Raw genomic sequence first — 4,428 nt, 5'->3', positions numbered from 1 at the left:
CGCAACGCCCTGCTCAGTGCCAATGCCGGCGGTTATCATCAGCCGCTGTTGCAGAATAATCAGGTGATCCAGATTCAGGCCGGCAGCTTCCTGAAAACCCGTGATGAACTGGGCCAGCTGATCGTCGGCAAAGACCAGAGCGGTCTGGTGTATCTGGCCGACGTTGCCACCATCCAGCAGCAACCGGATACCCCGGAGCAGGCAGTCTTTACCCGTAAACTCGGGCAGGACAGCTCACGCCCTGCCGTTACCCTGGCCATTGCCAAACAGCCGGGCATGAACGCCATTGATATCACTCAGGCGATTGAGCAGCGCCTCGATGATCTGCATAACCGCCTGATTCCGGCCAATATCAGCGCCGAAGTCACCCGCGATTACGGCATTACCGCCAAAGATAAATCCGACAAACTGATCACCAAACTGCTGTTTGCTACTGCGGCCGTGGTGGTGCTGGTACTGGCGACCATGAGCTGGCGCGAGGCCGTGATTGTCGGCGGTGCAATTTTCATTACCCTGGCGATCACCCTGTTTGCCAGCTGGGTGTGGGGCTTTACCCTCAACCGCGTATCACTGTTCGCGCTGATTTTCTCCATTGGTATTCTGGTCGACGACGCCATCGTGGTGGTGGAAAACATCCACCGTCACCTGCATATGGGCGGCAAGAAATTGCTGGAAGTGATTCCGGTAGCCGTGGATGAAGTCGGTGGCCCGACCATTCTGGCGACCTTCACCGTCATCGCCGCGCTGATGCCGATGGCGTTTGTGTCCGGCCTGATGGGCCCTTATATGAGCCCGATTCCGATCAACGCTTCAACCGGTATGCTGATCTCTCTGGTGGTGGCTTTTGTCGTAACCCCATGGCTGTCTTACAAACTGCTCAATCGTCACACCCCGGACAATGCTCACAGCTGCGATGAGGCCGATCCGAAGCAGGGCAAACTGTATGACGGCTTTAACCGCCTGATGCGGCCTTTTATCGAAGGGGCTGACGCCGGACGCAAACGTCTGCTGCTGTTTGCCGGTGTAACCGCGCTGATCATGCTGGCGGTTGCCCTGCCGGTATTCAAACTGGTGGTGCTGAAAATGCTGCCGTTTGATAACAAGTCTGAATTCCAGATCATCGTCGATATGCCGGAAGGCACGCCGGTAGAACAAACCCTGCGTGTACTGGAAGAACTGTCCGACGAGCTGATGACCGTGCCGGAAATCAAAGACGTACAGCTTTACGCCGGTACCGCCGCGCCGATTAACTTCAACGGTCTGGTGCGCCAGTATTACCTGCGCGCTCTGCCGCATCAGGGCGATATTCAGGTGAATCTGGTCGATAAACACCAGCGCGACCGTCAGAGCCACGACATCGCCCTGTCCGTGCGCGAACCGCTGCAGGCGATCGGTAAAACACTGAACGCCAACGTTAAAATTGTTGAGGTTCCACCCGGTCCGCCGGTGATGGCACCGATTGTGGCGGAAGTGTACGGTCCGGATTACGAGCGCCAGATCGCTGCCGCCAAACAACTGCGCAGCCTGTTTGAAAACACACCAGACATCGTTGATACCGACGACTGGGTGGAAGCCGATCAGGAGCAGTGGCTGCTGGAAATCGACCGTCAGCGCGCGGCGATGCTCGGCGTTGCCCAGAGCAGCATCGTGCAGGCAATCAATACCGCCTTAGGAGGCGAAGACGTCAGCTACCTGCATACCGGCAACAATAAATACCCGCTGCCGATCCGGCTGGAGCTGAACGAAGGCGATAAAGTCGACCTGAACCAGCTGCTGGTGATGAAAGTACGTGCCGCCGATGGCCGCTTTATTGCCCTGTCTGATCTTGTACATGTGCGTAAAGGTGTTGCGGAGAAAACCATCTACCACAAAAACCTGCAGCCAGTGGTGTTTGTTACCGCCGATATGGCCGGTGAGCTCGACAGCCCGCTCTACGGTCTGTTCAGTATGGCCTTTGGCATGGCAGACGCCGGTATGAACTGGCAGCAGATGTACATTCAGCAACCGCCGCTGACCGATGACATCAGTATGAAATGGGATGGCGAATGGCAGATCACCTATGAAACCTTCCGCGACATGGGCATCGCCTATGGCGTCGGCATGATTCTGATTTATCTGCTGGTTGTCGGCCAGTTCCGCTCATATCTGGTGCCGCTGATTATTATGGCGCCGATTCCGCTGACCATTATCGGCGTCATGCCCGGCCATGCACTGTTTGGCGCACAATTCACCGCCACTTCGATGATCGGTATGATCGCGCTGGCCGGTATTATCGTGCGTAACTCCATTCTGCTGGTCGATTTTATCAATCAGAAAACCGCCGAAGGTATGCGCTTTGAAGACGCGGTTATCGTCTCGGCTGCCGTGCGTTCACGGCCGATTGTACTGACCGCGGTGGCCGCCATGATCGGCGCGTTCTTTATTCTCGACGACCCGATCTTTAACGGTCTGGCGATCTCACTGATCTTCGGCATTCTGGTCTCGACCCTGCTGACGCTGGTGATTATCCCGCTGCTGTACTTCGCGGCCTTCCGCAAAACCTTCAGCGCCAGGGCCTGAACCATTAGCCCAGCTGCCGACCTGAAATGGAAAAGCCTGCCTTGCGCAGGCTTTTTTATTGCCTGATGAGCCCAGTCGCCGGTATAACCTTCTGCTAAACTGACGTTACTCTTCCAGAAGCGCAGCGACACTCCAGACACTCAGGTCTTATTTCGGAATGATCATGGAAACCAGTACTGAAAGCCCGGGAAAAAAAACCATCGAAAACCGGCGTCATTCTATTTTATGGCGGGTCATCCTCTACTTTGCTATCGCTTCCATCGCTCTGTCTGTCTGCGTCTCTGCCGCCATTGTTGTCTGGAATTACCAGCAACAAACTGAAGCCTTTCAGCGCAAACTCGAAGATATCCGTGCCGGTTACTCCGAATCCCTCGGTTCCAGCCTGTGGTTTTACGATGAAATTCAGATCCGCAGCCAAGTAAAAGGCATCATGAACCTTGAGGCCATCAGCTATGTGCGGGTGACCGATAACCTGAATATGAACATCGAAGAAGGCCGGCGGCCACACCATAAAGACGTGGAAAAAATGCCGATTGCCTTTAATGGCAAAGATATCGGTTTTCTCGAAATTGCCTTCGACCGCGATGCAGTATTTGCCCAGGCCTCCCGTGCGGCTATTTCCAATATGGTTGCGCAGCTGGTCAGTCTGATGCTGCTGGCCAGTCTGTTAGGGTTTGTTGTCCACAGTCTGATTAATCGCCGTATCAGCCTGATGGCAGAAGAAGTTAATGAACGTCTGAACAGCAACAGCTTTGAACCACTATCTACCCGCTCCGGCAATAATCTCGATGAAATTGACGTACTGATCCGTGCTTTCAACGCTCTGTCAGAACAAATGAACGACGAGCTGCAGCAAAAAACCCTGGCACAGCAACAACTAAAAACCATTAACCTCGAACTCGAAGACCGGGTTAAAGAACGCACCAACAACCTGCAATGCACCGTCGACGAACTGAACCAGACACTGGCCGAGCTGCATACCACGCAAAGCAAACTGATTGAATCAGAAAAACTGTCATCGCTGGGTGGAATGGTGGCCGGTATTGCCCATGAAATTAATACTCCGCTGGGCCTGTGCATTACCATTCACTCCTACATCGCAGATCATTATCTGAAGATGAAAAGCGCCTTTGAGCAGGGAGAAATGCGTAAGCAGGATTTTGTCGAATTTACCGGCATGATGGATGAAAGCCTGACCATCCTTGATAAAAACCTGCAGCGTGCCGCCCATCTGATTAAAAGCTTTAAGCAGGTATCCGAAGATCAGACCGGCGAGCATATCCGTAAATTTTCACTGCATGATTATCTGCACGAAATTCTCGAAACCCTGTCGCCGAAATTCAAACAGAATCAACATCAGGTGGAAATCGATTGTTCCGAACAGCTATGGATGCAGACCTATGCCGGTTCTATCAGCCAGGTGCTGACTAACTTAATTATGAACTCGCTGCTGCACGGCTTTGAGCATAAAAAAGACGGCCATATCCGCATTCAGGCAGCCGAAGAGCGTGGCAATATTGTTATCCGTTACAGCGATGATGGTATTGGCCTTAATGCCGAAGCAAGAGCCAAAATCTTTGAGCCCTTCTACACCACCAAGCGTGGCCATGGTGGCACCGGTCTGGGCATGCATCTGGTCTACAACATCGTGCATCAGCGCTTAAAAGGCGATATTCAGATTGAAGACAGCGAACAAGGCGCCGCTTTCCGGCTGGTTATTCCGAAGGTAACGGAAGAGCACAGTACGCAGATATAAAGATTGCTGTATAAATGTCCTTATAAAGACATAAAAAAGCCCGCATCAGCGGAACTACTGTCCCACAGTTTTTAATCAGCACCGTAGCTGACAAAAACAGCATTTTTTAACAT

At 52.9% G+C, this 4,428-nt stretch carries 2 protein-coding genes; both read left to right on the top strand.

All coding sequences use genetic code 11. From position 1 onward, the window contains the following. Positions 1 to 2,559, top strand: a 2,559-nt coding sequence (locus B3P58_RS00855; RefSeq protein ID WP_286715318.1) for an efflux RND transporter permease subunit, incomplete at its 5' end; no start/stop codon positions are given. Positions 2,560 to 2,722: 163 nt separating this feature from the next. Continuing rightward, the gene (locus B3P58_RS00850) at positions 2,723 to 4,315 is read left to right on the top strand and encodes a sensor histidine kinase (RefSeq protein ID WP_186435902.1); all 1,593 of its coding nucleotides are present in this window, start codon (positions 2,723 to 2,725) and stop codon (positions 4,313 to 4,315) included. The last annotated feature ends 113 nt before the right edge of the window (positions 4,316 to 4,428 follow it).

Source organism: Thalassolituus sp. UBA2009 (assembly GCF_002335285.1).
Classification (GTDB): domain Bacteria; phylum Pseudomonadota; class Gammaproteobacteria; order Pseudomonadales; family Oceanobacteraceae; genus Venatoribacter; species Venatoribacter alkanivorans.
Note: the sequence above shows the minus strand (reverse complement) of the source record. Positions and strands in the feature narration are given on the sequence as shown.

What these genes read in the sequence shown, in the direction of transcription:
- B3P58_RS00850 (WP_186435902.1), top strand. Translation starts at nt 2,723, where the DNA reads ATGGAAACCAGTACTGAAAGCCCGGGAAAAAAAACCATCGAAAACCGG.